Origin of the sequence: Candidatus Pelagibacter sp. (assembly GCF_052049575.1) — a bacterium.
In the GTDB taxonomy this organism is placed as follows: Bacteria; Pseudomonadota; Alphaproteobacteria; order Pelagibacterales; family Pelagibacteraceae; genus Pelagibacter.
In genome coordinates this window covers 250,410-272,904 of the sequence record NZ_JBNGZQ010000002.1, presented here as the reverse complement: position 1 = coordinate 272,904, position 22,495 = coordinate 250,410, and the positions used below count along the sequence as shown (strand labels likewise).

The following is a 22,495-nucleotide window of genomic DNA, read 5'->3' as shown; positions in this document are numbered from 1 at the left end:
ATGCTTATTTTAGGAGATATTGGAAATTCAGTAACCAAATTATTTTTAGTAAATCCTAAAGATAAGATCTTAAAAAAAATAAGTTTACCATCAAAATCAATAACAAACTCAATTCTTAATAAAAAATTTAAAATTTTAACAAAAGATTTCAAGAATATTGAAAAGATATTATTTTGTAGCGTTGTCCCAAAAACTTTTAACTCTATTAAAAGATTTATATCAAAAAAAACTAAAGTTAAGTGTTATGAAATAAAAGATCTCAATTTAAAATCTATTCTAAATATAAAAGCAAACTTTAAACAAGTCGGCTCTGATAGACTGGCAAATGCAATAAGTTTAATGAGTCCTAAGAAAAATTTCATCATTTTAGATTTTGGCACAGCTACAACGTTCGATGTATTAGCAAATAATACTTACCGAGGAGGCGTTATTGCTCCCGGTATAAGTATTTCATTAAATACTTTAACTGATAAGGCTACTCTGATACCAAAAATTAATCTTAAAAAAATAAAAAAAGTAATTGGAATTGATACGAATTCAGCTGTTAGATCAGGTTTTTTTTGGGGCTATGCAGGCTTAATTGACAATATTATTAATTTGATTAAGAAAGAAACAAGAAAATCTTATAAGGTTGTTATTACGGGTGGCTTTTCTGATTTATTTAAAAATTCGATTAAAACAAAAGTTATTGAAAACAAAGATATCACTGTTAAGGGTCTTATAAAAATTTCTAAATTATTAAATAGATGAAAGAAGAATTATTATTTTGTCCACTAGGTGGATCTGGTGAAATTGGGATGAATATGAATCTGTTTGGTTATGGTTTACCAGGCGACCACAAATGGATCATGGTTGATATTGGTGTTACTTTTGCAGATGATACTCTTCCTGGAATAGATTTAATTTATCCAGATCCAGGATTTATTGTTGAAAAGAAAGATAATTTATTAGGTATAGTTCTTACCCATGCTCATGAAGATCACATTGGAGCAATTGCTCATTTATGGCCAAAACTTCAATGTAAGATATACGCAACACCGTTCACAGCTGTTTTGATAAAGGAAAAATTTAAAGAAAAACATATTGATATTACTAAAGATCTACAAATTGTTGAATTAAATGGAAATATTTCATTAGAAAAGTTTGAGATTGAATACATCACTTTAACACATTCAATACTAGAGCCAAATGGTTTGAGAATAAAAACCCCAGCAGGTGTAATTCTACATACTGGAGACTGGAAAGTTGATCCAAATCCACTAATCGGTGATGAAATTAATTCTAAAAGGTTAAAAGAAATAGGTGATGAGGGTGTCTTAGCAATGATTTGTGATTCAACAAATGTTTTTAGTGCCGGAAGATCAGGATCAGAGTTAGATGTAAGAAAAAATTTGTTAAATATAGTTAATCGATTAAAAAAAAGAGTTATCATTACTTCTTTTGCGTCAAACGTCGCAAGAATGGAAACAGCTTTTTATTGCGCTGAAAAATCTGGGAGACAGATATCTTTAGTTGGAAGATCAATGCATAGAATTTATAAGGCTGCAAGACAATGTGGATATTTAAAAAATACAATTGAACCTATTGATCCTAGGGATGCAAAAAATTTCTCTAGAGAAAAAATTCTCTATTTATGCACAGGTAGTCAAGGTGAACCAATGGGAGCAATGATGCGAATAGCAAATTATGTTCATCCAGATGTATTTATTGAAAAAGATGACGCTGTAATTTTTTCATCAAAAATTATTCCAGGTAATGAAAAAAAACTTTATAAGCTTCATAATCAATTAGTGAAAGATGGTATCGAGGTGATCTCTGAAGAAACTGAATTTATTCATGTATCAGGTCATCCAAATCGAGAAGATCTTAAAGATATGTATCAATGGGTCAAACCCCAATGTGTTATTCCAGTTCATGGAGAGCACAGACATATGATAGAACATATCAATTTTGCAAAAGAAATGCAGGTTCCTCATCCTGTTCAAGTTGAAAATGGAGATATTGTAAAATTATCACCTGGAGATAAACCAGAAGTTTATGATAAAGCACCGAGTGGTAGATTATATTTAGATGGAAATGTTAGTGTTGAAGAAGATTCTCAGTCAATAAAAGACAGAAGAAATTTGAGTAGTAATGGATATTTGGAAATAACAATTTTAATTACTCCAAAGGGAAATATCCACAATAGTCCAATAATCACTTTCAAGGGATTGCCTGTTTATGAGAAAGAGGAGTTTTTATATGGACTAGAAGATGAAATTGAAAAAACATCAAGAACATTTAAACTTGGTAATAAACAGCAAGAACACAATTTAATTGATGCACTAAAAATTGCTTGTCGTAAATTTACTAAAGAAAAAACTGGAAAAAAACCATTCGCTAATATTAACTTGGTTAAGATTTAATGAGCCTCACAGGATTAGCAATAATCTATATAATTATTTGGTGGATAATTTTCTTTGCAATTCTACCAATAGATGTAGAGAGAAATAAAGTGATTAAAATTGAGGGTGAGGATCCAGGCTCCCCAGAAAATCCAAAAATGTTAAAGAAATTTGTTTATTGTACTGGAATTACAACAGTTTTGTTTATAATTATTTACTTACTTATGAAATTTGAATATTTAAATTTAAGAAATATAATCACTTAGAATGTATATTTCACAATCATTTATTCCAATTTTAAAAAACAATCCTTCAGAAGCCAAAATAAAATCACATCAATTAATGTTACGTGTGGGAATGATTAAACAATCATCAGCAGGAATTTACTCTTGGTTACCATTAGGTTTTAAAGTCATGAAAAAAATTGAGGATATTGTTAGAGAAGAGCAAAACAAAATTGGAGCTCAAGAAATTTTGATGCCAACCATACAATCAAGTGAAATATGGAAAGAGAGTGGGCGCTACGAGGACTACGGTGAAGAAATGCTAAGAATAAAAGATCGTCAAAATCGTGAAATGCTTTACGGCCCAACCAATGAAGAACTTGTAACAGATATATTTAGAGCATCAGTTAAATCTTATAAATCTCTTCCGCAACTTTTATATCATATTCAATGGAAATTTAGAGATGAGATTAGACCACGATTTGGAATAATGAGATGTAGAGAGTTTTATATGAAAGATGCTTACTCATTCGATATTTCTGATGAGGAAGCTTTATTTTCTTATAATAAATTTTTTTTATCTTATTTAAAAACTTTTAAGAGATTAGATCTTACTGCCATTCCAATGGCTGCTGATACTGGACCTATAGGAGGTAACCTTTCTCATGAGTTTATTATTTTAGCTGAAACTGGTGAAAGTAAAATTTATACAGATAAGAGAATTTTTGATTTGAAAAGTGAGGGCACAAAATTAGAAAAAAAATCGTTGGAGGACCTGAGAAAAAAATATGAAGAATTTTACTCAGTTACTGATGAAAAATTTGACAATAATGAGTTTGAAAAAAAAGTTTCAGAAACTAATCGATTGAAAACTAAAGGTATTGAGGTGGGTCATATATTTTATTTTGGTGACAAATATTCAAAACCAATGGGTGCATCAGTAGATCTTCCTGGCGGTAAAAAAGATTTTGTTAAAATGGGCTCATACGGCATAGGAGTTTCAAGGTTAGTAGGTGCAATAATAGAAGCAAAATACGATGAGAAAAATGAAATCATGAAATGGCCAATATCTGTTGCACCATATGATATTGGAATAATAACGATGATAAATAAAAATGATAATTCAGCATTAGAAAAAGCAAATAAGTTTAATTCTGAATTAGAAAAAAACAACATTGACGCAATAATTGATGATACTGATGAAAATTTTTCATCAAAAATAAAAAAGATGAATTTAATAGGTGCTCCATATCAAATAATAATAGGTAAACAAACTGAGGGTGACTTAATAGAATTTAAAGAAGTTGGAAAAGAAACAAAAAAATTAAAAATAGCTGAAATAATAGAAATAATCAAAAAACAAAAAGAAAAAAATTGATTTCTACTTTAGAAAAAGAAATTACCCTCAGGTTTTTGAAAGCTAGAAAAAAAGATGGCTTTCTAAATGTCATTTCAATTTTTTCCTTTATAGGTATCAGTCTTGGTGTAGCCGTTCTAATAATTGTTATGTCAGTCATGAATGGTTTCCGGACAGAACTAATTAATAAGATAGTTGGTTTCAATGCTCATATAACTGTCAAACCATATGAAAATGTAATCGAAATTGAAAAGTTAAAACTTAACAATTTAAAACTTATTTCTGATGAATTGATTTTAAGCAATTCAGGTGAGGCCATAATGATTAAAAGTGAGACCTCCAAAGGAATAGTATTGCGAGGTTATAAAAATAATGATTTCCCAAAACTTGAATTAGTAAAGAATAAAAATTTTTTAGGCAACAGAAATAACTTAACTAAAAATTTTATTTCAATTGGGAAAGAGCTCAGTTTTACTCTTAATCTTAATATAGGGGATGATATTACAATTATGTCCTCAAGTGGAATTGAGACAATAATAGGTAATATACCTAAACAAAAAACTTTTACAGTTGTATCAATTTTTGAAAGTGGACTTGTTGATTTTGACAACAATATAGCTTTTATAAATTTATCAACTCTAGAGGAGTTCTTTAATCTAAAAAAGGATGATAGAAATTTAGAAATTTATCTTAAAAACCCTCAAAAAATTGAAGATCAAAAGGAAATAGTACAGAAAATTTTTAAAAATGAATTTGTGTATTCTTGGTCAGATATGAATAGTGCACTTTTTTCAGCTCTTAAAGTTGAGAGAAATGTAATGTTTATAATATTGTCTTTAATTATTATTGTAGCCGCTTTTAATATAATTTCTGGTTTAACTATATTGGTTAAAAACAAAACAAAAGATATTGCGATATTAAAATCTATTGGTGTACTTAACAAATCAATTGTAAAAATATTTTTTCTAGTTGGAGTAATAATAGGAACATCTGCCACAATTTTTGGGATTATTCTTGGTGTAACTTTTTCAATATATGTTGAAAGTTTAAGACAATTTTTAAGCACTCTGTTTAACATAAGTTTGTTTCCAGAAGAAATATATTTTTTAAGTACGATGCCCTCAGAGATTAACCCGCCATCAATTTTATTAATCTCGCTATGTTCAATAATTATTACAATTATTGTTTCAATTTTCCCTGCTTTAAAAGCAGCAAAACTTGACCCTGTTAAAGCATTAAAATATGAATAATTTTATTAAACTTTCAAATATTTCTAAGTCTTTTACTCACCAAAAAAATTTGAGAGTTTTAAAAAAATTAACTTATAATTTTAAACTTGGAAAAATTTATTCTTTAATGGGACCCTCTGGTTCTGGAAAATCAACACTACTAAACTTGTTGTCATTAATCGATAGACCATCAAGTGGTATAATGAAATATGGAAATAAACAAATAGATTATAAAAATTCTAACTATAATGACGTTTTAAGAGCTAATAAAATTGGTATTATATATCAACAGGATAATTTACTTCCAGATTTCACAGCTTTAGAAAACGTATATTTGGCCAATCTTGCTATTGAAAAAAATAAAGAAATTTCAGAAATAAAATCAAAAAAATTATTAAAAAAAGTTGGTTTATCGAATCGAATTTACCATTATCCTGCAGAACTTTCTGGAGGTGAAAAACAAAGAGTATCAATAGCTAGAGCTTTAATTAATGATCCCCAAGTTATCTTAGCTGATGAACCAACCGGAAGTTTAGATCAAGAAACCGCAAAGATTATTTTTGATCTTTTAAAAAAACAAATAAATGCAAACCGACTGATTATTTTTGCAACTCATAATAGATTTTTTGCTAAAAAGGCAGATTGCATGTTGGAAATAGTTAATGGTAATATAAAAACCATTAATGCAAGAGTCTAATTCTGAAAATTTTAATCATCTAAAAATACATTCTCAATTTTCTATTTGCGAAGGAGCTATCAAGTTGGATGATTTAAAAGATATTTCTAAAGATAATAAACTAAAAGCAATTGGTTTGTGTGATACCTCCAATTTATGTGGTGCCTTAGAGTTTGCTGAAAAATTATCTAAATCTGGATCTCAACCAATAATTGGAACTCAAATTAATTTTAAATTGGGTGATACAACAGGTCTTATACCTTTATTCGCATTAAATGAAGATGGATATAAAACAATAATAAAGTTATCTTCATTGTCTTTTTTAAAAAATGACGAGCTTTCCGAACCGCATTTAGATTTTGATGAGCTACTAAATAAAAATGAAGGAGTAGCAATATTTTCTGGAACGGTTAATGGTTTTTTTGGACAATTGTTTAACAAAGGTAAATATGCTGAAATTCAAGAAATTTTTTTAAAATTAAAAAATTGTTATGGTGATAGATTTTATATTGAAATACAACGTCATGGTGATTTAAATGAAAAAGAGTTTGAAAAATTTAATTTAACAAGTTCAAAAACATTAGATATTCCTCTAATCGCTACTAATGAAGTATTTTATATAAATAAAGATATGCATGAAGCACACGATGCATTGATATGTATAAAAAATAAAACTTACGTAAACGAAAAAAACAGAGTTAGATTTAGCAATCAGCATTATCTTAAAACTAATTCTGAAATGGTTGATCTATTTGCTGATTTACCTGAGGCATTAGAAAATAATTATAACTTTCCATTTCGATGTAATTTTAGACCTTTATCATCCAAACCTATACTACCTAATATCAGTTCTGATAAAGGCATCAGCGCAGACGAAACCTTAAAGAAAAACTCATTAGATGGCCTTAATGAAAAATTTATAAAGATATTTAACTTAGACAATAAAGATTTTGCATCTAACAAGAATTATTTGAAATATAAAGATAGATTAGATCATGAATTAGAAATTATAATTAAAATGAATTATGCAAGTTATTTTTTGATTGTATCTGACTATATTAAATGGGCAAAAGAAAATGATATACCAGTTGGACCTGGTAGAGGATCTGGTGCTGGTTCTCTGGTCGCTTGGTGTCTTTCAATAACTGATGTTGATCCAATAAAATTTAACCTAATTTTTGAGAGATTTTTAAATCCAGATAGAATTTCAATGCCTGACTTTGATATAGATTTTTGCGAGGAAAAAAGAGATTTAGTTTTTAAATATTTAACAAAAAAATATGAAAATAGTGTAGCTCATATAATCACATTCGGAAAATTAAAGGCCAGAATGGTTATTAGAGATGTTGGACGTGTTTTAGGATTGGCTTATGGTTTTGTTGACAGTATATCAAAAATGATTCCGTTCGACCCATCAAGGCCGCAAAATCTTACAGAATGTATTGCTGGAGAACCAAGACTTCAAAAACTGATAAATGAAGATAGTAGAGTAAAAAAACTTACAGATCTTTCATTAAAATTAGAAGGACTAAATAGAAATGTTGCAACTCATGCTGCAGGTGTAGTGATAGCAGACAAAGAGTTAACTGAGATGGTACCATTATATAAGGACGCAACATCTGACTTATTATTACCCTCAACACAATTTGACATGTACTCAGCTGAAAATGCAGGATTAATCAAGTTTGATTTTTTGGGATTAAAAACTTTAACAGTTATAAATAACACTCAAAAACTAATAAGAAAAAAAGATAAAAAGTTTAATATTGAAAACATAAATTTTGAAGATCAAAAAGTTTTTGATCTTTTGTCATCTGGCAAAACTGTTGGTTTATTTCAAATTGAAAGTACCGGAATGCGTGAAGCATTGATGCAAATGAAACCAAATCACATAGAAGACATTATTGCACTGGTAGCACTTTATAGACCAGGTCCAATGAGCAACATACCAATTTATAATGATTGCAAACATGGAATAAAGACACCCGATTATTTACATCCTTTACTTGAAGATATTTTACGGCCTACCTATGGAGTAATAATTTACCAAGAACAAGTAATGCAAATTGCACAAAAATTATCCGGTTTTACTGCTGGTCAAGCAGATATTCTAAGAAGAGCAATGGGTAAAAAGAAAAGAGCAGAATTAGAAAAACAAAAACAAAATTTCATTTCTGGTGCTGTAAACAATGGTATTAGTAAAGATGTTGCTGCAGGAATATTTTTGAAAATAGAGCCTTTTGCAGAATATGGTTTTAATAAAAGTCATGCAGCTGCATATGCAATAATTTCTTATCAAACGGCATATCTAAAGACATATTATCCAAAAGAATTTATCGCTGCATCAATGACAATGGATATTTCTAATCAAAATAAATTAAGTGAATTTTACGAGGAATTAAAAAGATTGAAAATAAAAATAGTAAGACCAGATATAAATGAGTGTTATGCAGATTTTAGAACAGATGGAGAAAAATTCTATTATGCATTAGGGGCTATTAAAGCTGTAGGATATGAAGCGGTCTCAAATATTGTTGAGGAAAGAATTAAAAATGGAAAATTTAGTTCTATTAATGATTTTTTAAACAGAGTAAATCCAAAGGATATTAACAAATTACAATTAGAAGGTTTAGTTAAAGCAGGTGCTTTTGATAATATAAATCTAAATAGACATTCGTTATTCAATTCAATACCAAATTTTATTACAAAATCTAAAAATATTTATGAAAATAAATCTGCTAATCAGATTGATTTATTTGGTGAAAATAATACCCCCGATAGTGAAGTAATAATGAAAATTGATGACTGGAAGTTTGAAGAGAGATTGTCCAAAGAATTTGAGTCTGTTGGCTTCTTTATATCTGATCATCCCTTAAATCAATTTAAAGAAATATTTGAAGACTATAACATAAAAGACTACCTAAGTTTTAATAATAATAATGAAATAATTAATTCAAATATCGCTGCAACTTTATTAAAAATACAAGAAAGAAAAACTGCCAAAGGAAATCCCTATGCTGTTTTAAAATTAACTGATCTAACTAGTGTTTTTGAATTATTCATTTTTTCTGAGGTTTTAGAAAAAAATCGTGGAATATTGAAAGAAGGATCATCAATAATATTAACTTTAGCCAAATCTGTTTCGGATGAAGAAAATCGTTTTAAGAGAATAAATGTTCAGAAAATAGCCTCACTTTCAGAGTTGATAAATAAACCAATTGAAGAGGTACTTTTTAACTTAAAATCATTAAATGAATTAAACGAAATCTCAAAAATTATCCCTGATGATGGAAATACAATTGTTAAAATTAAATTACGAGACCAAAATAATGAATTAGATTTTACACTTAAGAATAAGAGAAATATCAACAGAAAAATGTTAAATATAATTAGAAATAAAGAGATTTCTGCGATTATTCGATAATTTTAAGCTTGTTTAATAAAAAAAATTTTTGTACATAGTCACTAAATTAACAAAAACGCACACAGTTTTTGGTTTTATACCTCCGGTCCTTAATTGGAAATTACTGTGGTGGCTTAACCGGGAATAAATATGAAAATACCTAACGTTACAATCCAACAATTATTAGAAGCAGGAGTTCATTTAGGACACAAAACACTTAGATGGAATCCAAAAATGAAAAAATATATTTTTGGAAAAAGAGACTCAATCCATATTATTGATTTAACTCAAACTTTAGAACTTACTAAAGTTGCACTGGAAAAAATTCACGAAGTTATATCTAATAATGGAAAAATATTATTTGTTTCAACAAAAAAACAAGCTTCAGAGGCAATAGCTGAAGTCGCCAAAGAAACTGATCAGTATTTTGTAAATTATAGATGGCTTGGGGGAATGCTGACAAATTGGGGAACTATTTCAAACTCAATTAAAAAATTAAAACAACTCGAACAAAATTTAGTATCTGAAAATCGTGGTTTTACAAAAAAAGAACTTCTTAAAATGAGTGTTAAAAAAGATAAACTTCAAAGATCTTTAGGTGGAATTGTAGAAATGAAAAAAGTTCCTGACTTAGTATTCATTATTGACACTAATTACGAGTCTCTTGCGATTCAAGAGTCAGTTAAATTAGGAATTCCGATTATTGCTATTTTAGATAGTAACTCAAATCCTGATGGTATAGATTTCCCAATTCCAGGTAATGATGATGCTAGAAGATCGATAGATTTGTATTGTAATCTAATTAAAGAGACGATTATTTCAGCAAAAAAATTAATTCCAGTAGTTGAAAAAAAAGAGATAAAAAAAATGGAGACTAAATCAATAAAAACTGTTCAAGAAAAAGATCGAGAAAAATTAGACGAAAAATTTAAAGTAAAACAATAAATTAAGTAAATTAAAAATGAGTGATATTGAAAAAGTCAAGAAGCTAAGAGAGGCAACTGGCGCAGGTTTTAAAGATTGTAATATAGCCATAAAAGAATCTAATGGTGATTTAGATAAAGCTATAGAAATTTTAAGAATAAAGGGAGTTTCTAAAGCCTCAAAAAAAATGTCTAGAGAGGCTAAGGAGGGTGTAGTAGCTATAAGTGGTGATGAAAAAAAGACATCAATAATTGAAGTAAATTGTGAAACAGATTTTGTGGCGAAAAATGACGATTTTATTAATTTTGTAAAGGAGTTGAGTGAACTAAATAACTTTACTAATTCAAATCTTGAAGAACTTAAAAAAGCTAAAATGAAAAATGGATCGTCTGTTGATGATAACCTTGTAGCTTTAATTGCAAAGATTGGTGAAAAAATTACAATTGGAAAAATTAAAACTATTTCAAATACTTCCTCTGTAAATTATAGATATCTACATACAGTTGTTAAAGACAATTTGGGTAAATTAGCAGTAGTTGTTTCTCTCGAGACAAAAGAAAATTCAGAAACAGTCAATCTGTTTGGAAAACAATTATCAATGCATATTGCAGCCTCAAACCCTCTAGCTCTAGACGCTAGCCTAATTGACAAAGCAATTATAGAAAAAGAACAAGAATTGATTACAGAAGAATTAAAAAATTCTGGCAAACCTGAAGAAATTGCAAAAAAAATAAGCTTAGGTAAAATGAACAAATTTAAAGAGGAGAATGCTCTGTTGACTCAAGCCTGGGTAATGGAACCAAAAAAAAAAGTTCAAGATGTTTTAAAAGAATTAGCTATAAGTGATTTAAAAATTAAGGAATTTAGTAGAATTAAGATAGGCGAATAATGTTTGATGAGAAATCACATAGCCTTAAAATGGATAAAGCGATTGAGGTATTTTCTAAAGAATTATCTTCATTAAGAACTGGTAGAGCTAATTCTGCAATGTTAGACCTTGTCAAAGTAGATGTTTATGGTCAACAAATGCCTATAAATCAAATTGGAAGTATCACAACGCCTGAACCTAGAATGATAAATATCCAAGTTTGGGATATAAATAATGTGCCTTTAGTAGATGCGGCAATAAAAAAATCAGAATTAGGATTAAATCCTCAGATAGACGGTCAACTAATAAGATTACCAATACCAGAATTGAATGAAGAGAGAAGGACTGAACTTAAAAAGTTAATAAAAGCAATGGGAGAAAAGTGTAAAATTTCAATTAGAAATATAAGAAGAGACGCAAATGAAGAGTTAAAAAAACTTTTAAAATCTAAAGAAATTGGAGAGGACGCGGAAAAGTCTTACGAAAAAAGTGTTCAAAATATAACTGATAAACATATTGCAACTGTTGATGAAAAGGTTTCAACTAAAGAAAAAGAAATAATGACCATATGAACCCATTAAATCATGTAGCTATTATCATGGATGGTAATGGTAGATGGGGATTAAAAAACAAAAATTCTAGAAATGCAGGACATAGAGCTGGCATAGATACTGTCGAAAAAATAATAAATGAAACTATCAAAAATAACATTAGGTTTCTTACATTATACGCATTTTCAACAGAAAACTGGAAGCGACCCAAAAAAGAAATAAAGTTTTTATTTAATTTATTAGAAAATTTTCTAAATGATAAAATTGAGGATCTTAATAAACAAAAAATTAAGCTGAAAATTATCGGAAAAATAAATTTTTCAACAAGATTGAATAATCTTTTAAGATTTTCTGAAAAAAGAACTACTAAAAATAGAAGATTACAAATTAATTTAGCTCTTAATTACGGTTCTAAAGTAGAGTTAATTGATGCTTTCAAACAATTAAAAGATAATAAAGAAGTTATTAATGAAAAAAATTTAAAGAAATATCTGCAAACCAAAAATGTACCTGATCCAGATTTATTGATTAGAACAGGAAATACAAAAAGATTAAGTAATTTCTTATTATGGCAATTAGCTTATTCAGAGATATTTTTTGAAAAAAAATTATGGCCAGATTTTAATGAAAAAGACTATAATAAAATAATTAGGAAATATAAGAACATCAAAAGAAATTTTGGAAATATTTAATGATCAAAGAATTTGAAAAAAGAATATTGAGTTCACTTATTTTGATACCATTAGCGATATTCTTTATAATTCAAGGATCTGTTTTTTTTGCATTTTTTTTAATTATAGCATTTTTATTAACAAGTTATGAGTGGATAAAAATGTGTAAAAAATTTAATTCACTTAAAATTTTTGGAATTATTTTTTTATTTTTATCTTTTTTACATGCATTTGGATTTAGAGAAAATTTTGGTTTATATAATTTCTTATTTGTAATTTTAATATGTATTTTTACAGATTTAGGTGGTTACATTTTTGGAAAAACTTTTAAAGGACCAAAATTGACAAAAATTAGTCCTAATAAAACTTTTGCTGGAGTTTTTGGAAGTTTTGTTTGTTCATTAATAATTGGGATATTAATGTTAAATAACTTTCCAATTTCGCTTAGAATTTTAACTGAAGACGAGATTTATAACGGGTTTAATACTAAAACGCAATTATATTATCTTTTATTAATTTTATCGATTTCTTTAATAAGTCAAATAGGAGACCTGATCATCTCATATTTTAAAAGATTAGTGAAAGTGAAAGATACGGGTAAAATTATTCCTGGACATGGAGGTTTGCTAGATAGAATTGATGGTTTGATTTTTGTAATACCAATCTTTTATATATTTTTTAAATTATTTTGATGAAAAAAAAAATAGCTATTTTAGGTTCAACAAGTTCCATCGGGAAATCTTTATTAAGCATCATAAAAAAAGATAAAAAAAATTTTAAGATAGAATTACTAACTGCTAATACAAATTATAAAGATTTAATTAATCAGGCTAAAGAATTCAATGTTAAAAATGTAGTAATCACTGACTTCAAAAGTTTCATTAAATTGAAAAATTTTTATCAAGGAAAAGAAATTAATGTATTTAAAAACTTTGATAATCTAAAAAAGATTTTACCGAAAAAAGTCGATTATGTTATGAGTGCTATTTCTGGTATAGGAGGATTATTGCCTACACATAAAATAATTACTCATACAAAATTAATTGCAATAGCAAATAAGGAGGCAATTATATGTGGATGGCCACTTATTAAAAAAGAATTAAAAAAACATAAAACTAAATTTATTCCTGTTGACTCTGAACATTTTTCAATTTTTTCACTCTTAGAAAATAAAGAGAAAAATGATATTGAAAAAATTTATATTACAGCTTCTGGAGGGCCATTTAGGAATTTACCAAAAAAGCAGTTCAAAAAAATAAAATTAAAAGATGCTCTTAAACATCCAAGTTGGCGTATGGGAAAAAAAATCACAATAGACTCAGCAACATTAATGAACAAAGTTTTTGAGGTAATTGAGGCAAAAAATATTTTTGATGTTGACTATAAAAATATTTCAATTCTTATACATCCTAAATCTTATGTCCATGCAATTATTAAATTTAAAAATGGTTTAACTAAATTTCTTATTCATGAGCCAGATATGAGAATACCTATTTATAATTCAATTTATTATAAAAATGGTAAAGGGTTAATTAGTAATCCTCTAGATTTGAATACTTTAAATAATTTAGATTTAAAAAAAGTAGATATAAGAAAGTTCCCATTAGTGAAATTAATTAACAAATTACCAAAAAATCCATCTTTATTTGAAACAGCCTTAATTACAGTTAATGATTATTTAGTTTATAAATTTTTAGAGAAAAAAATTAATTTTCAAAAACTCATTAAATTGATTCATAAAATTTCAAATTTAAAAGAATTTCAAAAATTGAAGAAAATCCAGCCAAAAAACTTAAAAGATATATATAATCTAAGAGATTATGTTCATTTAAAATTAGACACTTTAGGTATATAAAGCGATTATTTATGGCAAACTTTTTACTTAAAATAGTAATATTATTTTTTTTCTTATTAACATCTGTTAGTTCTGAAATAGTTAAAAAATTCGAAATTTCAGGAAATAAAAGAATTTCAGACGAAACAATAATTATCTTTTCAGATATTAATTTAAACGATGAAGTTACAAAATCTGAATTAGATAGAGTAATTAAAAATCTTTATAAGACAAATTTTTTTAGGAATATAATTTTAAATTTTGAAAATCAAATTTTATCTTTAAAAGTAGAGGAAAATCCAATTATTGAAAATTTACAATTAGAGGGTATTAAAAAACAATCTCTGGTGGAATTTATTAAAGATAAGATGCAATTAAGTGAAATGAAATCTTTTGATCAAGAATTATTATCAGCTGATTTGGATTTAATAAGTAATATTCTAAAAACCAACGGATTTTATTTTGCTAAAATTTCAAGCTCAAAAAATGTAAATGATGAATTAAATACAGTCGATTTAAAAATTAATATTGAGCTAGGTGAAAAAGCCAAAATTAAAAAGATTATTTTTTTAGGTGAAAAAATTTTTAAAGACAAAAGACTTAAAGAGGTTATTGCCTCGGATGAACATAAGTTTTGGAAGTTTATTTCTAGAAACGTATATATTAATAAAGAGTTAATTGATCTAGATAAAAGATTATTAGAAACTTATTTTAGAAATAATGGTTATTACAATATAAAAATTGAAAATTCATTTGTTGAATTTGATAAGAATTCTAATTTTAATCTTATTTTCAATATAACTCCAGGAAAAAAATATTTTTTTAATGATTTTACACTTAATCTTCCATCAAATTATGATCCAAATTTATTTAAACCAATTGTCAGAAAATTCCCAAAATTAAAAGGTAAAAAATACTCACTACTAAAAATTAACGATATATTAAAAGATATAGACAATATTGCTTTAACAAAACAATATGAGTTTATTAATGCATCAATAACTGAAAAAGTTGAGGGTGATAAAATCGATTTTGAAATAAATATTTCTGAAAGTGAAAAATTTTATATTGAAAAAATAAATATTAGTGGAAATTTTAATACTTTAGAAGAAGTTATTCGTAATAATTTGATTGTTGACGAAGGAGACCCATTTAATGAAATTTTATTCAATAAATCTGTAAATAATATTCAAAGTTTAGGTATATTTAAAAAAGTTGATACAAATATCATAAAGGGTTCTCAAGATACCTTTAAAGTTATAGATTTAGACGTTGAGGAAAGGCCAACAGGCGAAATTTCTGTAACTGCTGGTTTTGGTACCGGAGGAGAAACTTTTGGAGCCGGTATTAAAGAAAATAATTTTTTAGGAAAAGGAATTAATTTAAATACTTTTTTTGAACTTACGGCTGACTCTATTAAAGGTCAATTTGTTTATGCTAGACCTAATTTTAATTATACTGATAATACATTATTTACATCTTTAAAAAGTTCTACATCAGACTTTTTAACAGACTCTGGATATAAAACTACTGAATTAGGTTTTTCTCTTGGAACAAGATTTGAACAATTTCAAAATATTTACTTAAGTCCTGAATTAGATTTTTTAATTGAAGATTTAGAAACTTCTGGTAAGGCGTCTAATACAATTAAAAAGCAAGAAGGATCTTATACTGATTTATATTTTAATTATTCAATAAATCAGGATTTGAGAGATAAAAAGTTTAGAACAGAAGATGGTTTTGTAACAACTTTTTCACAAGAACTACCAATAGTTTCTGATAATTCAGAACTTTCGAATTCTTTTGATATTACTAAATTTAAGAAATTATCAACTAGATCTGACATGGTTGGAAAAGTGAGTTTTTTTGGAAAAACAATAACTGGCTTAAGTGATGATGTTAGAATTTCAAAAAGACTATATATACCCTCTCATAGATTAAGAGGTTTTGAGAAAGGTAAAGTGGGTCCTGTAGAAAATGGCGATTATATAGGTGGTAATCATTTGACTTCTGTGAATATGTCTGCAACTTTACCAAATATCTTACAGGCATTGGACAATCTTGATGTAGGAGTTTTTTTGGATGCCGCAAACATTTGGGGTATAGACTATAATAGTTCTTTAGATGATAAAAGTACAATTAGATCTTCAGCAGGTGTTGCACTAAATTTAATGACACCAATCGGTCCATTAAGTTTTTCTTTTGCTAATGCCTTATCAAAAGCATCTTCAGATAAAACTGAAACTTTTAGATTTAATTTAGGAACACAATTTTAATGAAATTTTTTTCATTGTTAGTATTAATTTTTTTTTTATTTACAGGAATTTCACATTCCGATGATAGCATAAGATTCATTAATATTAATTACATAGTTAATAATTCCGATGCCGGTATGTCTCTAAATAAAATAATTAAAAATAAAACTAAAAAAATTGAAACTGAACTTAATGATTTAGCAAAGAATTTAGAAAATAAAAAAAATAAAATTGTTTCACAAAAAAATATAATAAAAAAAGAAGAATTTGATAAATTAGTTAAAGAATATGATAAAGAATTAAAAAATTTTAATGACCTAAGAAATAATAAAAAAACAGATTTTGAAAATTTTAGAGTAAAATCAAAAAAAAAAATTTTAGATTTACTTAATCCAATTATAACTAGTTTTCTAAAAAATAAGTCAATAAAAATTCTACTCCAAAAAGAAAAAATTATTTTTGGTGATGATAATCTTGACATTACGAAAGAAATTTTAAAAATATTCAATGAAAAACATAAAAAGATAAAATTTGAATAAAATTAAACAAAATGACTACAAATAAACTAACAAAAAAGGATATAATAGAATTATTACCACACAGGGAACCAATGTTGCTTATAGATGAATTGATTAATATAAAGCATCTTCACTCAGCTACAGCAATAATGAATGTTAAAAAGGACTCATTTTATGTGGATGGACATTTTCCAGGTAATCCAGTTTTACCAGGTGTCTTAATTGTTGAGGCATTTGGGCAAGCAGCTGCTGCATTAACTGCTCATGGTATAGATAAAAAAGAATATGATAATAAGCTTGTTTTTTTAATGAGTGTTGAAAAAGCACGATTCAGAAATCCTGTAATACCTGATTGTAAACTTGAATTAAATATTGAAGCGATAAGATCACACGGAAGAGTTTGGAAGTATAAGGGAGAAGCCTTTGTGAATGGTAAAAAAATGTCAGATGCTCAGTGGTCAGCTACAATTGTTGATAGGAAATAATTAGCAATAAATCTTGATAAGCTTTTAAAATAAGTTTTGATATTAAACTTATTAATGACTAATCCTTTTTTCAAAAATACTGGACCACATAGCATTAATTTTCTGCTTAAGACAATTAAATTAAAAATTAATAATTTACCAGATGATAAAATTACAGATATAAAAGACCTTAACTCATCTCAAAAAAATGAGGTAACTTTTCTTCACTCAAAAAAATACACTGATTTAGCAAAAAAAACTAAAGCCTCCTATTGCTTAACGTCAGAAAATTTTCAATCACTTTTACCTGATAACTGTAAGCCTATTATTACGGACAAAGTTTTATTGCATACTGCTCAAATAACAAAAATTTTTTATCCTGACTCTATCACTGATAATTATGATGGAACTGTTAAAGATATAAATGAGACAAAATTTAAAGACAAAGTAAAATTCGGAAAAAATGTTCTTATTGGTGAAAACGTAAAAATTGGTGGAAATTGTTTAATTGGTCATAATTCAATCATAGAAAAAAATGTCAACATAGGTGATAATTGTTCTATAGGATCAAACGTAATTATTAGAAATTCATTAATTAAAAATAACGTTCACATTTTAGATGGATGTGTAGTTGGGAAAAAAGGATTTGGTTTTTTTCCAAATAAAGATGCTAATTTTAGATATCCCCAAATAGGGATTGTAATAATTGAGGATAATGTAGAAATAGGTTGTGGATCTACAATAGATAGAGGTTCTCTTTCAAATACAATTATAGGAAAAAATACATATTTAGATAATCAAATACATATAGCACACAATGTTAAAATTGGTGAAAATTGTATTATTGCTGGACAAGTAGGTTTTGCAGGAAGCTCTACTTTAGGAAATAATGTTATGATTGGAGGTCAGGCAGGTATTTCAGGACATCTTAAAATTGGCAATAATGTGCAAATAGGTGGCGGTAGTGGCGTAATTAAAAACATTCCTGATAACTCTAAAGTGATGGGCTATCCAGCAAAAGATTTAAAAAACTTTATTAGAGAAAATAAATGATAGATAAAACAGCTATAATTAATAAAAATGCAAAAATTCATACAAGCGTTAAGATTGGACCGTATTCTGTCATTGGTCCTAATGTTGAAATTGGAGAGAATACAGAGATCCACTCACATGTAAGCATTACTGGAAATACTAAAATTGGAAAAGGAAATAAGATTTATCCATTTGTCTCAATTAATGATCCTCAAGATTTGAAATATAATGGTGAAGAAACAAGTTTAGTTATTGGTGATAATAATAAAATAAGAGAGTATGTAACAATAAATCCTGGAACAATTGGTGGAGGAGGAAAGACTGTAATTGGAAATAATTGTTTATTTATGATTTCATCTCACATAGCCCATGATTGTCAGGTTGGTAATAATGTAATTATAGCAAACAATGTACCTTTAGGTGGTCACGCTATTATCGAAGACAATGTAGTTATTGGTGGTAATTCTGCTGTTCAACAGTTTACAAGAATTGGTAAAATGGCAATGATTGGAGGAATGACTGGAGTGCTAAATGATGTTATTCCGTATGGATTATCAACAGGAAACAGAAATTCGTTGCAGGGATTAAATCTAATAGGCTTAAGAAGAGCTAAATTTGAAAATAAGGATATTTTAGGATTAAGCGAGGCATATAAAGAGATTTTCGCTACTAAAAATATCAATGAAAATATAAGTAAATTAAATGGCTCATTTCAGAAAAATCCATTAGTTAAAGAAGTAATAGAATTTATTACTAAGGATAAAAAAAGATCTATTTGTACCCCATTTTCATAAGATGATAGGATTAATTTTTGGTGACACAGATTTTCCAAATAAAATACTTAATACAATTAAGAAAAAAAAAATAAACTACTTAATAATTGATTTATCTAAATCAAAAAGATTTAAAAAAGAGAGTAAATCTTATTCAGTCTCTATAGGTCAATTTGGTAAAATAGTTAATATTTTAAAGGAAAATAGCTGTAAAAGAGTCTTATTTGCAGGAAAAGTTAACAAACCAAACTTTTCCAAGTTAAAACTAGATTTTAAAGGGATTTATTATATTCCAAGAATTATTAAAGCATCGAAGCTTGGTGATGCTGCAATTTTGAAAGAAATTATAAAGATATTAGATCAAAACAATATAAAAACAGAAAATTCTCTTAAATTTAATCCAGAGCTTACACTTAAAAAGGGAAATTATTCAAAGATTAAACCTAATAATACTGATCAATTAGATATTAAGAAGGCGATTAAAACGCTAAATAATTTAAAAGAATATAATTACAGCCAAGCTGTAGTAGTAAGAAATAAAAAAGTAATTTCAATAGAGGGAAAAGGTGGAACTAACAAAATGCTTGAAAAAAGCAAAAGCAAAAAATTTCGAAACCATGGTGTTTTAGTTAAGTTTCCAAAAAAGAAACAGGATCTTAGAGTTGACTTACCTACTATTGGTTTAAAAACATTAAAACAAAGTAAGACAGCTGGATTAAAAGGCATTGTTGTAAAAGATAAACAACATGTATTTTTAGACAAAAATAAATGTATTAGCTTTGCTAATAAAAATAAAATGTTTATTTCAGTTAAATGAAAAAAATTTTTATATTAACTGGTGAGCCCTCAGGTGATAAATTAGCATCAACTGTAATTAATAACCTTCAACAAAGTCACTCAGATATAGAATATTTAAGTGTTGGGGGCTCTCATTTAAAAAAACTTGGTGTCAAATCAATATATGATCTTAAAGAAATAACTTATATTGGTTTTACTAGTGTCATTTTGAATTTATTTAAGATCAGAAATAAAATAAATGAAACTGTAAAAAAAATAATAGAGTTTAATCCAGATATTTTATTTAGTGTTGATAGTCCAGATTTTACCTTAAGAGTTGCTGAAAAAGTAAAAAGTATAAATCCTAATATAAAAACAATACATTATGTTGCACCACAAGTATGGGTATGGAGAGAGGGTAGGGTTAAGAATTTTAAAAAGTTTTTAGATCATGTTTTATTGTTATTCAATTTTGAAAAGAAATACTTTGATAAAGAAAATATTAAGAATACTTTCGTTGGCCATCCATTACTTGAAAATAAAGAGAATGTTAAAACAGATTTATCAAACTTAATTGATAAAAATAAAAAAATTATATCTTTATTCGCTGGAAGCCGTGCATCTGAAATCAATATTCTTTTACCAATTTTGTTAAACTTTATTAAATTAATGAATGAAAAATTTAATAAATACAACTTTGTTTTTCATGCAACTGATCAAAACCAAGATTTAATTAAAGATGAGATTAAAAAAACAAACTACAATAATGTTGAGGTCATATCCGATGAAAATATTAAGTTAAAAATACTATCAAACTCCGTTTTTGCTGTAGCAAAATCAGGAACTGTTTCACTTGAAATTTGCAATGCAAAAGTTCCATCTATTATAATTTATAAAATGAATTTTATTAATTTTTTTATTGTAAAATTTTTAGTTAAGATAAAATTTGCAAATATAATTAATATAATTAACCAAAAAGAAATAATTCCAGAATTAATTCAAAAAGAATGTAATTCAAAAGAAATTTTTAGATCTGTAGTATATTTTTTAAAAAATCCTGAACTTATGAAAAAACAAATTCTCGCTGTAGATAAGACTTTAAATGAGATTAAATCTAAAACTTCTTCATCATCAGAGGCCACTAAGGTAGTTTCAAGCTATCTTAGCTCTTAGTCGTTTTTGAACTTCCTCTTTTCCTAAGGATAAAATTATATCATAAATTCCAGGTCCGAACTTCGAACCTGTTAAAGCAATCCTCAATGGTTGTCCAACACCCTTAAAATTTGTGCCGTGTGACTTTATGAGATCGTTCACTATTGGTTCTAAAATTTCTCTCGATGGCACGTCTATTTTTTCAAATTGATTTTTAAAATCAGAAATTACTTTTATTGCTTTATCATCAATTAATTTAAGATCATCTTTATTAAAATCGACCTCATCTTTTATAATATATTGAGCATTATTAAATATATCTTCCAAAGTTTTTGCTTTATTTTTCAAGAATGTAAGAGATTTTTTAATCTTATCTTTTTTATCTGATTGAATTTCACTTTTATATAATTTGCAATATTCAGTTAATTGATTGAATAAATCATTTTCATTAATATTTTTAATATAATGTTCGTTCATTGATAAAATTCTACTCATATCAAGCTTTGATGGTGATTTACCAATTCCTTCAAGATTAAAATATTTAATACTTTCATCTAAAGTAAATATTTCTTTATCTTTATAAGACCATCCTAATCTTAGAAGATAATTTCTTAAAGCATTAGGCATAATACCAATTTTAGAATAATCATCTAATGTAGAAGCCTGATCTCGCTTTGATAATTTCTTTCCTTGAATTGTATGTATCAATGGTATGTGAGCAAATGAGGGTAATTCCCATTTCATGGCTTGATAAATTTGTATTTGTTTAAAGGTGTTTATTTTATGATCGTCACCTCTTATAATATGTGTCATATTCATTTGATGATCGTCTACGGATGCTGATAAATTATATGTGGGAGTCCCGTCATTTCTTAAGATAATAAAATCTTCAATAGTATTATTTTCTATTTCGACATTACCTTGAACTAAATCTTTCAATATTGATGTTCCATCAATCTTACTTTTAAATCTTATAACAGGTTTAATATCTTTGGGAGCATCATTTTCACTTTTATCTCTCCATTTTCTATCATAAATATAGGGGATTTTTTTTTGCCTTGCTCTTTTTTTTTGTTCTTCTATTTCTTCACTTGAACAATAACATTTATATGCATTACCATTTTTAAGTAGCTCATTTGCAACTTTTATGTGATCATCTACCTTTTTTGATTGAATATATTCTTCCCCATCATAGTCGATACCAATCCATTTAAGTGATTGTATTATTTGATCTTTGAATTCATCTTTAGATCTTTCTTTATCTGTATCTTCCACCCTTAAATAAAATTTACCATTGTGATTTTTGGAGTATAACCAATTAAATAAAGCTGTTCTAACACCTCCAATATGCAATGCACCAGTAGGTGAGGGAGCAAATCTAGTTGCTACTTTTTTCATTAAAA

General features: G+C 27.0%; 21 protein-coding genes. 20 read left to right on the top strand and 1 reads right to left on the bottom strand.

What is annotated here, in order from left to right:
- The 20 genes from ACTT9C_RS04995 (at position 1) to lpxB (ending at position 21,113) form a co-directional block, all read left to right on the top strand.
- Positions 1-750 (top strand): type III pantothenate kinase, encoded by a 750-nt coding sequence (locus ACTT9C_RS04995; protein WP_440923400.1) that lies wholly within the window; start codon positions 1-3, stop codon positions 748-750.
- Positions 747-2,405 (top strand): ribonuclease J, encoded by a 1,659-nt coding sequence (locus tag ACTT9C_RS04990; RefSeq protein WP_440923399.1) that lies wholly within the window; start codon positions 747-749, stop codon positions 2,403-2,405. Before ACTT9C_RS04995 ends, ACTT9C_RS04990 begins: the two co-directional genes overlap by 4 nt.
- Positions 2,405-2,650 carry a DUF1467 family protein gene (locus tag ACTT9C_RS04985; protein WP_440923398.1) on the top strand — a complete coding sequence of 82 codons (246 nt, stop codon included), beginning with the start codon at positions 2,405-2,407 and terminating at the stop codon, positions 2,648-2,650. The genes ACTT9C_RS04990 and ACTT9C_RS04985 overlap by 1 nt, the downstream gene beginning before the upstream one ends.
- Before the next feature lies 1 nt (position 2,651).
- Complete coding sequence (gene proS, locus ACTT9C_RS04980) at positions 2,652-3,986, top strand: proline--tRNA ligase (protein WP_440923397.1); 1,335 nt, start codon at positions 2,652-2,654, stop codon at positions 3,984-3,986.
- 35 nt (positions 3,987-4,021) lie between these two features.
- Positions 4,022-5,215 (top strand): FtsX-like permease family protein, encoded by a 1,194-nt coding sequence (locus ACTT9C_RS04975; protein WP_440923396.1) that lies wholly within the window; start codon positions 4,022-4,024, stop codon positions 5,213-5,215.
- Positions 5,208-5,891: an ABC transporter ATP-binding protein gene (locus ACTT9C_RS04970; protein ID WP_440923395.1), complete on the top strand. Its 684-nt coding sequence runs from the start codon at positions 5,208-5,210 to the stop codon at positions 5,889-5,891. The genes ACTT9C_RS04975 and ACTT9C_RS04970 overlap by 8 nt, the downstream gene beginning before the upstream one ends.
- On the top strand, positions 5,878-9,294 hold the full coding sequence (gene dnaE, locus ACTT9C_RS04965) for a DNA polymerase III subunit alpha (RefSeq protein WP_440923394.1): 3,417 nt from the start codon (positions 5,878-5,880) through the stop codon (positions 9,292-9,294). Before ACTT9C_RS04970 ends, dnaE begins: the two co-directional genes overlap by 14 nt.
- A gap of 129 nt (positions 9,295-9,423) precedes the next feature.
- A complete protein-coding gene (gene rpsB / locus ACTT9C_RS04960) occupies positions 9,424-10,218 on the top strand; it encodes a 30S ribosomal protein S2 (RefSeq protein ID WP_440923393.1) in 795 nt (264 codons plus the stop codon).
- A 16-nt stretch (positions 10,219-10,234) separates the two neighbouring features.
- On the top strand, positions 10,235-11,086 hold the full coding sequence (gene tsf / locus ACTT9C_RS04955; RefSeq protein WP_440923392.1) for a translation elongation factor Ts: 852 nt from the start codon (positions 10,235-10,237) through the stop codon (positions 11,084-11,086).
- Positions 11,086-11,637 carry a ribosome recycling factor gene (gene frr / locus ACTT9C_RS04950; RefSeq protein ID WP_440923391.1) on the top strand — a complete coding sequence of 184 codons (552 nt, stop codon included), beginning with the start codon at positions 11,086-11,088 and terminating at the stop codon, positions 11,635-11,637. The genes tsf and frr overlap by 1 nt, the downstream gene beginning before the upstream one ends.
- A complete protein-coding gene (gene uppS, locus ACTT9C_RS04945) occupies positions 11,634-12,308 on the top strand; it encodes a polyprenyl diphosphate synthase (protein ID WP_440923390.1) in 675 nt (224 codons plus the stop codon). The genes frr and uppS overlap by 4 nt, the downstream gene beginning before the upstream one ends.
- Positions 12,308-12,979, top strand: a complete 672-nt coding sequence (locus ACTT9C_RS04940; protein ID WP_440923389.1) for a phosphatidate cytidylyltransferase — start codon at positions 12,308-12,310, stop codon at positions 12,977-12,979. The genes uppS and ACTT9C_RS04940 overlap by 1 nt, the downstream gene beginning before the upstream one ends.
- Entirely contained in the window at positions 12,979-14,142 is a 1,164-nt protein-coding gene (gene dxr / locus ACTT9C_RS04935; protein ID WP_440923388.1) for a 1-deoxy-D-xylulose-5-phosphate reductoisomerase, read from the top strand. The genes ACTT9C_RS04940 and dxr overlap by 1 nt, the downstream gene beginning before the upstream one ends.
- Positions 14,143-14,153: 11 nt before the next feature.
- Positions 14,154-16,397: an outer membrane protein assembly factor BamA gene (bamA, locus tag ACTT9C_RS04930; RefSeq protein ID WP_440923387.1), complete on the top strand. Its 2,244-nt coding sequence runs from the start codon at positions 14,154-14,156 to the stop codon at positions 16,395-16,397.
- Entirely contained in the window at positions 16,397-16,915 is a 519-nt protein-coding gene (locus tag ACTT9C_RS04925; RefSeq protein ID WP_440923386.1) for an OmpH family outer membrane protein, read from the top strand. The genes bamA and ACTT9C_RS04925 overlap by 1 nt, the downstream gene beginning before the upstream one ends.
- 11 nt (positions 16,916-16,926) lie before the next feature.
- Entirely contained in the window at positions 16,927-17,379 is a 453-nt protein-coding gene (gene fabZ, locus ACTT9C_RS04920) for a 3-hydroxyacyl-ACP dehydratase FabZ (RefSeq protein ID WP_440923385.1), read from the top strand.
- A 54-nt stretch (positions 17,380-17,433) separates the two neighbouring features.
- On the top strand, positions 17,434-18,411 hold the full coding sequence (gene lpxD / locus ACTT9C_RS04915) for a UDP-3-O-(3-hydroxymyristoyl)glucosamine N-acyltransferase (RefSeq protein WP_440923384.1): 978 nt from the start codon (positions 17,434-17,436) through the stop codon (positions 18,409-18,411).
- Entirely contained in the window at positions 18,408-19,184 is a 777-nt protein-coding gene (gene lpxA, locus ACTT9C_RS04910; RefSeq protein ID WP_440923383.1) for an acyl-ACP--UDP-N-acetylglucosamine O-acyltransferase, read from the top strand. Before lpxD ends, lpxA begins: the two co-directional genes overlap by 4 nt.
- Before the next feature lies 1 nt (position 19,185).
- Entirely contained in the window at positions 19,186-19,980 is a 795-nt protein-coding gene (locus ACTT9C_RS04905; RefSeq protein ID WP_440923382.1) for an LpxI family protein, read from the top strand.
- On the top strand, positions 19,977-21,113 hold the full coding sequence (gene lpxB / locus ACTT9C_RS04900; protein ID WP_440923381.1) for a lipid-A-disaccharide synthase: 1,137 nt from the start codon (positions 19,977-19,979) through the stop codon (positions 21,111-21,113). The genes ACTT9C_RS04905 and lpxB overlap by 4 nt, the downstream gene beginning before the upstream one ends.
- On the opposite strand, the gene gltX is transcribed toward lpxB, so the two are convergent.
- The gene (gene gltX, locus ACTT9C_RS04895) at positions 21,093-22,490 is read right to left on the bottom strand and encodes a glutamate--tRNA ligase (RefSeq protein WP_440923380.1); all 1,398 of its coding nucleotides are present in this window, start codon (positions 22,488-22,490) and stop codon (positions 21,093-21,095) included. The genes lpxB and gltX overlap by 21 nt on opposite strands.
- Positions 22,491-22,495: the final 5 nt, after the last annotated feature.

What these genes read in the sequence shown, in the direction of transcription:
- ACTT9C_RS04985 (WP_440923398.1), top strand. Translation starts at nt 2,405, where the DNA reads ATGAGCCTCACAGGATTAGCAATAATCTATATAATTATTTGGTGGATA.
- lpxD (WP_440923384.1), top strand. Translation starts at nt 17,434, where the DNA reads ATGACTAATCCTTTTTTCAAAAATACTGGACCACATAGCATTAATTTT.
- ACTT9C_RS04905 (WP_440923382.1), top strand. Translation starts at nt 19,186, where the DNA reads ATGATAGGATTAATTTTTGGTGACACAGATTTTCCAAATAAAATACTT.
- ACTT9C_RS04995 (WP_440923400.1), top strand. Translation starts at nt 1, where the DNA reads ATGCTTATTTTAGGAGATATTGGAAATTCAGTAACCAAATTATTTTTA.
- lpxA (WP_440923383.1), top strand. Translation starts at nt 18,408, where the DNA reads ATGATAGATAAAACAGCTATAATTAATAAAAATGCAAAAATTCATACA.
- ACTT9C_RS04925 (WP_440923386.1), top strand. Translation starts at nt 16,397, where the DNA reads ATGAAATTTTTTTCATTGTTAGTATTAATTTTTTTTTTATTTACAGGA.
- tsf (WP_440923392.1), top strand. Translation starts at nt 10,235, where the DNA reads ATGAGTGATATTGAAAAAGTCAAGAAGCTAAGAGAGGCAACTGGCGCA.
- frr (WP_440923391.1), top strand. Translation starts at nt 11,086, where the DNA reads ATGTTTGATGAGAAATCACATAGCCTTAAAATGGATAAAGCGATTGAG.
- uppS (WP_440923390.1), top strand. Translation starts at nt 11,634, where the DNA reads ATGAACCCATTAAATCATGTAGCTATTATCATGGATGGTAATGGTAGA.
- ACTT9C_RS04940 (WP_440923389.1), top strand. Translation starts at nt 12,308, where the DNA reads ATGATCAAAGAATTTGAAAAAAGAATATTGAGTTCACTTATTTTGATA.
- rpsB (WP_440923393.1), top strand. Translation starts at nt 9,424, where the DNA reads ATGAAAATACCTAACGTTACAATCCAACAATTATTAGAAGCAGGAGTT.
- ACTT9C_RS04990 (WP_440923399.1), top strand. Translation starts at nt 747, where the DNA reads ATGAAAGAAGAATTATTATTTTGTCCACTAGGTGGATCTGGTGAAATT.
- proS (WP_440923397.1), top strand. Translation starts at nt 2,652, where the DNA reads ATGTATATTTCACAATCATTTATTCCAATTTTAAAAAACAATCCTTCA.
- dnaE (WP_440923394.1), top strand. Translation starts at nt 5,878, where the DNA reads ATGCAAGAGTCTAATTCTGAAAATTTTAATCATCTAAAAATACATTCT.
- lpxB (WP_440923381.1), top strand. Translation starts at nt 19,977, where the DNA reads ATGAAAAAAATTTTTATATTAACTGGTGAGCCCTCAGGTGATAAATTA.
- gltX (WP_440923380.1), bottom strand. Translation starts at nt 22,490, where the DNA reads ATGAAAAAAGTAGCAACTAGATTTGCTCCCTCACCTACTGGTGCATTG.
- fabZ (WP_440923385.1), top strand. Translation starts at nt 16,927, where the DNA reads ATGACTACAAATAAACTAACAAAAAAGGATATAATAGAATTATTACCA.
- dxr (WP_440923388.1), top strand. Translation starts at nt 12,979, where the DNA reads ATGAAAAAAAAAATAGCTATTTTAGGTTCAACAAGTTCCATCGGGAAA.
- ACTT9C_RS04970 (WP_440923395.1), top strand. Translation starts at nt 5,208, where the DNA reads ATGAATAATTTTATTAAACTTTCAAATATTTCTAAGTCTTTTACTCAC.
- bamA (WP_440923387.1), top strand. Translation starts at nt 14,154, where the DNA reads ATGGCAAACTTTTTACTTAAAATAGTAATATTATTTTTTTTCTTATTA.